Consider the following 6,728-nt stretch of genomic DNA (forward strand, 5'->3'; position numbering starts at 1 on the left):
CGGCCGGCAATCATCCCGGAAACACTCCTCGACCCGGTCAGAACCGTAACGTACGGTACGGTCATCCCTGATGGTGCCGCCTGTCGTAACCGGAAACTTTCGCTTAGCGGACGACGAGGACCGAAATATTGGCATGCCGCACAACACGAGCGGCATTGGGACCGATCAGATAGTCCTCTGGTCCGGGAAGAGCAGCGGAAAGGACAATCAGATCGGCCTTGGTAACATCGGCATAGCGCAGGATCTCGCGATAGATCGAGCCGTGTCCGACGATATGACGGTGCCGGATTTCGGCCGGCACGTGCTCCTTCACGAAGGCATGGAGCGCCTGGTTGGCATGGTCCATCGCCTCCTTCTCATGCTCTTTCGGGAAAAAGCCGCCGACGATGGACATGCCGTAATCGGGGACCACCGTCATGATATGAAGGCGACTGCCGAAGGTATGTGCATAGTCCACAGCTGTCTTCAGTACTCGCGCCTCGTGTTCGGTATTGCCGAGATCGACGGAGACAAGGATGTCCTTGTACATGGCTTCCTCCTTCAGGCCACGGCGGGCTTCGGATTGCCGGCCAGGGTCCCGCCGCGCCGCCTCTGGGCGAAAACGACCAGTCCAAGGATCAGCAATGCCGGTAAGTAGAACACCTCCGGTGGCATTCGCTCGGCAGCAACCTCGACGGCGGTGATCTGGACCGGACGATCGGCGTAGAAATCCATCTCCGCCAATGTACGACCCGCAAGGCTGTTCAGGTCGAGAGGCTCTTCCAGAGCGACCAGATCGCCCTGTTGTACCACCGTGAGACCGGATGCCTCCTCGAAACGGGCTTCCGGGGACTCACCGGCAGGGCCAAGCGCAAAAGCCATCGTGCGTTCGATGGTCTGGTCCGGATTGTCAAAGCTCGGCCCGCTGATATTGATGCGGATGCCAGCGCCTTCAGGTTCGTTTTCGACCGTCTGGAAGATCTGCTGCGGCGCGATCTGCTCGTAAGGCGGTTGCACGAAATCAAGGAAGAAGCCCGGCCTCAAAAGCATAAAGGTGACGAGCAGGAGCGCCAGCGATTCCCAAAGCCGCGAGCGTACCATGAAGAAGCCCTGCGTGGCCGCCGCAAAGAGCAGCATGGCGATCGTCGCCTTGATGAAGATAAAGATGCCCTCGACCCAGCTCACATCGATCAAAAGCAGATCGGTGTTGAAGACGAAGACGAAAGGCAGGAGCGCCGTGCGCATCTCATAGAAGAAGGATTGCGCACCGGTCCTCAATGGGTCGCCGCCCGATACCGCCGCGGCGGCAAAGGATGCCAGCCCGACCGGCGGCGTGACATCGGCCATCAGCCCGAAATAGAAGACAAACAAATGAGCCGCGATAAGCGGGATCAAATAGCCGTTGGCGGCACCCAATTCCACGATGACCGGCGCCATTAGCGACGACACGACGATGTAGTTCGCCGTCGTCGGCAGACCCATGCCCAGGATCAGGCTGATGATCGCCGTGAAAACGAGGATCAGGAAGATATTGCCGCCCGAGATGAACTCGACGAACTGCGCCATGACCTGTCCTATGCCGGTCAGCGTCACCGTGCCGACAATGATGCCGGCGGCGGCCGTAGCGCAGGCGATGCCGATCATGTTGCGCGCGCCAAGGATCAGCCCCTCAATCAGGTCACGCCCGCCCTCCCTCACAGACGCAATGACCTCCGGCTGCGAAACTTGGCGGAAAAAGGCCTTTAGGGGCTTCTGAGTGACCATGATCACGATAAGGAGAAGCACGGCGTAGAAGGCCGATAGCCCCGGCGAACGGTGCTCCACGAGGAGCATCCAGACCAGCAGAAACAACGGCAGCAGGAAATGCAGCCCTGTCTTCACCACCTCGCCCGCCTTGGGAAGCTCGATAAGCGGCGCGTTGGGATCGTCAAGCTCCAGGTCCGGTGTCCGCGCGGCATACCAGATCATGCCCACATAGGCGGCGAGCAGGAGGAGCACCAGCACTTCGAGAGATAGGGCCGGAAGCGCCATGCGGATGAACTGCACGAGCCAGTATATGCCGATCATAACCAGCACAAAGGACAGGAAGACGATACCGCCGCGCACCAGCCCCATGAAAGGTGAGCCGGTGGAACGCCGGGACAATGCGGGCATGTCCTTCTTCACCGCCTCCAGATGGACGATGTAGAGCAGAGAAATGTAGGTGATGACGGCCGGCAGAACCGCATGCTGCACCACCTGCGAATAGGGGATGCCCACATATTCGACCATCAGGAAGGCGGCCGCCCCCATCACCGGCGGCATGATCTGGCCGTTGACCGATGCTGCGACTTCCACCGCGCCAGCCTTCTCGCGCGTGAAACCGACGCGCTTCATTAAGGGTATGGTGAAGGTGCCGGTGGTCACCACATTGGCAATGGACGAGCCGGAGATCAGGCCGGTCATCATTGAGGATAGGACGGCGGCCTTGGCAGGGCCGCCGCGCAGATGGCCTAGCAGAGCGAAAGCCAGTTTAATGAAGAAGTTGCCGGCCCCTGCCTTGTCGAGCATCGAGCCGAACAACACGAAGAGGAAGACGAACGAAGCCGAGACGCCGACCGCAACGCCGAACACGCCATTCGTCGTCAGCCACATATGATCCATGGCTCGCGCGAAGGAGGCGCCGCCCCAGCGGATCACGTCCGGCAAGATGGTAGCCGAACCGAAAAAGACATAGCCGAGAAAGATGATCGCGACGATGGCCAGAGGGGGGCCGAGAGCCCGGCGGGATGCTTCGAGCAGGAGCACGAGACCCAGCCCTGCAAAGACAAGGTCCTGAGTGATCGGCAGGCCCGGTCTTTGGGAGAGATCGCGATAGAAGATGAAGAGATAAAGCGCGCAGAAAGCCGCCAGCAGCGCAAGTACCCAATCTATGATCGGTATCCGGTCGCGCGGACTGCGTGCGAAGGCCGGATAGGCGAGAAAGGCGAGGAAGACGCCGAAAGCGAGGTGGATCGAACGGATCTGCGTGCTGTTGAAGACGAGTTGCAGTCCCGTCCAGTTCGCCAGCGTGTAAGGCAACGGGGAAGCGACATAGATCTGAAACAGCGACCATAGGAGCGCCACGCCCGCGATGACATAGGCCGACGGGCCCGCCGGGTCTCGTGCGCCGGTATCGGTCGCGGTGACGAGATCTTGCAATTCCTGTTCGCTGAGCGGTCCACGGCCGCTCTCATCTTCCTGCTGCGCCATGTCTGTTCCCCTTCATGCCGGGCTTTTCCCGGTCGAAAAAGGCGCCCGTCTGAACGGGCGCCCTTCTTTGTTTGGAGGCTATTGCAGCCAGCCCTTTTCCTTATAGTACTTCTCGGCTCCCGGATGCATCGGCGCCGAATTGCCTTGCGACACCATCTCCTCCGGCGTCAGATTGGCCAGCGCCGGATGCAGCCCCTTGAAAGCCTCGAAGTCATCGAAGACGGCTTTCACGAACTGATAGACGACCTCGTCCGAGACGTCAGCCGAAGTGACCACCGTCGCGCCGACGCCAAAGGTGTTCACGTCCTCGTCGGTACCGCGATACATGCCGCCGGGGATCACCGCCTTGAAGTAATACGGATTCTCCTCCACGAGCTTGTCGACCACTTCGCCCTCGACCGGCACGATGATGCTGTCACAGGTCGTCGTGGCCTCCTGGATCGCACCGGCAGGATGGCCGACGGTATATGCGAAAGCATCGATATTGTTGTCGCAAAGAGCCGAGCTCTGCTCGGCCGGAGCCAGTTCCGCAGCGAGGGCGAAATCGGAATTGGTCCAGCCTTTCTCCGCGATCAGAAGGTCCATCAGCGCCCGCTGGCCGGAGCCCGGATTGCCGATATTCACACGCTTGCTCCTGAGGCTGTCGAAATCGGTGATTCCGGAATCGGAACGCGCAACAACGGTCAGCGGCTCAGGATGCAGCGAGAAAACCGAGCGAAGCTTCTCATGCTTGCCGGTTTCGGCGAAATTGGCCTCGCCATTATAGGCGTTATACTGGACGTCGGACTGGACGACGCCAAATTCCAGGTCACCACCCTTGATCGCATTGACGTTAAAGACGGAACCGCCAGTGGATTCGACCGAGCAGCGGATGCCGTGGTCACGACGGGTCTGATTCATCAGGCGGCAGATCGCACCACCGACCGGGTAATAGACGCCCGTTACACCACCGGTGCCGACAGAGATGAATTGTTGTTCCTGGGCCGTGGCGGTCCCGACCGCCAGCGATCCAATCAATGCCGCCGCGATACCGAGGCCGGCAAGTCTTCCTGTTTTCATTGGTTAAGTCTCCTCTTCAAGTGTTCCCGCAAAACAGCGGCAGAATTGCCGGACGATTACCCCGCCCGACCACGAAGCTCTCCAGCAGCCGAAGCCGCGTCAATGGCATCGCCGAGGCGTTCGACAATGATATCGACCGCATCCGAATCGATGACGAAAGGTGGAGCAAGCAGTACGTGGTCCCCCTTTGCCCCGTCGATCGTACCGCCCGCCGGATAGACGAGCAACCCACGCGCCATCGCCTCTCGCTTCACCCGGGCGTGCAGCTTCAGGGCAGGGTCGAACGGCTCCTTCGTCGATCGATCCTTGACAAGTTCAAGCCCCATAAAAAGGCCCCGCCCGCGAATATCCCCGACATAAGGATGGTTGCCGAAACGCTCGCCGAGGCGGCGGGCCAGCCGGTCGCCCATCCTACGGACATTCTCCAGCAATCCATCCCGCGCGATGACCTCCTGAACGGCAAGCCCGGCGGCGCAAGCCATGGGATGGCAGATATAAGTATGTCCGTGCTGGAAGAAGCCGGTGCCGTCGGCGAAGGCCCGGAAAATCTTCTCGTCAAGAAGGACCGCGCCGATGGGTTGATAGCCGCCGCCCAGTCCCTTGGCGATCGTCATCAGGTCCGGCGCGATGCCCTCCTGCTCACAGGCATGGAGGGTGCCCGTACGGCCCATGCCGCACATGACCTCGTCGAGGATCAGGAGGACGCCGTAGCGGTCGCAGATCTCGCGGATGCGCCTGAAATAGCCCGGCGCCGGCGGAACCGCGCCTGCCGTGGCGCCAACGACCGGCTCCGCGACAAAGGCCATGACCGTTTCGGGACCGAGATCGAGGATCTTTTCTTCCAGCGTCTGTGCGGCCCGCAGCCCGTATGCCTCTTCGCTTTCGCCGGCTTCGCGATAGCGGTAGGCGTAGCAGGGGTCGATATGGTGGGTTTCGATGAGAAGCGGGCGGAATTGCGCCCGCCGTAATTCGTTGCCGCCCGCCGCCAGCGCGCCGAGCGTGTTGCCGTGATAGCTCTGCCGGCGGGCGATCACATTGCAGCGCTGTGATTGGCCGATCTCGACGAAGTATTGCCGCGCCATCTTCAGCGCCGCCTCCACGGCCTCGGACCCTCCCGAGACGAAATAGACATGGCTGATGCCGGCGGGCGCATCTGCCACCAGACGATCGGCCAGCGCTTCCGCCGCTTCGCTGGTGAAGAAGCTGGTATGGGCATAGGCGAGCTTGTCGGCCTGGGCATGCAGGGCAGCAGTTACATCCGGGTGGCCGTGCCCGAGACAGGAGACGGCTGCACCTCCCGAAGCGTCGATATAGGCCTTGCCGTCGCGATCGAAGAGCTCGATGCCGCGGCCACCGACCGCCACGGGAAGATCGGCATGAATCTGTCGGTGGAGAATGTGGGTCATGATGCCTTCAATCCGGCTCCGGGCTGCAGATGGATGCCGAGCGCCTTGAGTTGTCGTTCACTGTTTTCGATGGCCGCCAAGGCCCTGTCGCCGCCACGACCGGCAATGAGTGCAGCAAGGATCTCCGCAACGACGAAAGACGGTGCCACGGTGTGGAAGAAGGACGGACTGTCGGTGCCGACAAGGATGGCATGGCGCGCGATCAGGGCGACCGGCGATACGGCGCTGTCCGTCAGCGCCACGATCGGCACGTCTCGACCGGCTGCATAGCGGGCGATATCCACCGTCTGGCGGGTGTAGGGAGCAACGGTAGTGACGAAAAGCACGTCGCGCGGCGTCGCCAACCGGATGGTATCGAGACCGCCCATGGCTGGACCGCCGAGCAAGACGGCTTTTTCGCAAAGAAAGGACATGACATAGGCGAAGTGAGCCATGACGGCATGACCGGAACGCAGGCCGAGGCAGAATATGCGCTGCGCGTCATCCATGAGCTCGGCCGCTGCCGTTATGACGGCGAGCGTGTCGGCCTCGGCCAGGCGGCTGACCTGACCGGCGACCATGCCGGCTATGTCGCCGGCAAAAGCCTGCTCTCCACCCTTCTTCTGCCGTATGACCTGTTCGCCGGCCCTACCGGAAAAGCCGAGTTCCCCTTGTCGCACCGCCTCCGCATGCAATGCACGCAGGCTTTCATATCCATCGAAGCCCAGGCGCTTTGCCAGCCGCGTCATCGTCCATGGCTGGACGCCGGCACGCCGCGCCTGCTCGCGCATGGAAAGCAGCGCCACATCATCGGGATTGTCGAGCACATAGCGAGCCGCCGTCCCGAGTTGCGCCGGAAGGCTGTCAAAGGATTGTATGATACGGTCGGCAAGCGCTGAGCGATCCATGCCAAGGATCGTAGACGCGATCTGAAGATTCTGCAACAAATGTTGCAGAACATCTCAACAAGCTACAAATGGAGTATCACATGCCCCTGGCGGTGAATGACCCGGTCGCGATAGCGGTCGCACCAAACGGCGGCCGCAAGACGAAGGTGGACCATCCCGCCCTGCC

Annotated in this window: 5 protein-coding genes; all 5 read right to left on the reverse strand. The window is 61.3% G+C overall.

Annotated features, from left to right (window positions below):
* Positions 1-103: 103 nt before the first annotated feature.
* The 5 genes from L598_RS14345 to L598_RS14365 all read right to left on the reverse strand — a co-directional run bounded on the left by L598_RS14345 (position 104) and on the right by L598_RS14365 (position 6,562).
* The gene (locus tag L598_RS14345; RefSeq protein WP_144863550.1) at positions 104-529 is read right to left on the reverse strand and encodes a universal stress protein; all 426 of its coding nucleotides are present in this window, start codon (positions 527-529) and stop codon (positions 104-106) included.
* Positions 530-540: 11 nt separating this feature from the next.
* Entirely contained in the window at positions 541-3,210 is a 2,670-nt protein-coding gene (locus L598_RS14350; protein ID WP_144863551.1) for a TRAP transporter permease, read from the reverse strand.
* 78 nt (positions 3,211-3,288) lie between these two features.
* Positions 3,289-4,269 (reverse strand): TAXI family TRAP transporter solute-binding subunit, encoded by a 981-nt coding sequence (locus L598_RS14355; protein ID WP_144863553.1) that lies wholly within the window; start codon positions 4,267-4,269, stop codon positions 3,289-3,291.
* A gap of 56 nt (positions 4,270-4,325) precedes the next feature.
* Complete coding sequence (locus tag L598_RS14360; protein WP_144863555.1) at positions 4,326-5,675, reverse strand: aspartate aminotransferase family protein; 1,350 nt, start codon at positions 5,673-5,675, stop codon at positions 4,326-4,328.
* Positions 5,672-6,562 (reverse strand): MurR/RpiR family transcriptional regulator, encoded by an 891-nt coding sequence (locus L598_RS14365; protein WP_144863557.1) that lies wholly within the window; start codon positions 6,560-6,562, stop codon positions 5,672-5,674. The genes L598_RS14360 and L598_RS14365 overlap by 4 nt, the downstream gene beginning before the upstream one ends.
* Between the last annotated feature and the right edge of the window lie 166 nt (positions 6,563-6,728).

The sequence above is a fragment of the Mesorhizobium sp. J18 genome (genome assembly GCF_007829525.1).
Classification (GTDB): Bacteria; Pseudomonadota; Alphaproteobacteria; order Rhizobiales; family Rhizobiaceae; genus VLJP01.

What these genes read in the sequence shown, in the direction of transcription:
- L598_RS14345 (WP_144863550.1), bottom strand. Translation starts at nt 529, where the DNA reads ATGTACAAGGACATCCTTGTCTCCGTCGATCTCGGCAATACCGAACAC.
- L598_RS14355 (WP_144863553.1), bottom strand. Translation starts at nt 4,269, where the DNA reads ATGAAAACAGGAAGACTTGCCGGCCTCGGTATCGCGGCGGCATTGATT.
- L598_RS14350 (WP_144863551.1), bottom strand. Translation starts at nt 3,210, where the DNA reads ATGGCGCAGCAGGAAGATGAGAGCGGCCGTGGACCGCTCAGCGAACAG.
- L598_RS14360 (WP_144863555.1), bottom strand. Translation starts at nt 5,675, where the DNA reads ATGACCCACATTCTCCACCGACAGATTCATGCCGATCTTCCCGTGGCG.
- L598_RS14365 (WP_144863557.1), bottom strand. Translation starts at nt 6,562, where the DNA reads ATGGATCGCTCAGCGCTTGCCGACCGTATCATACAATCCTTTGACAGC.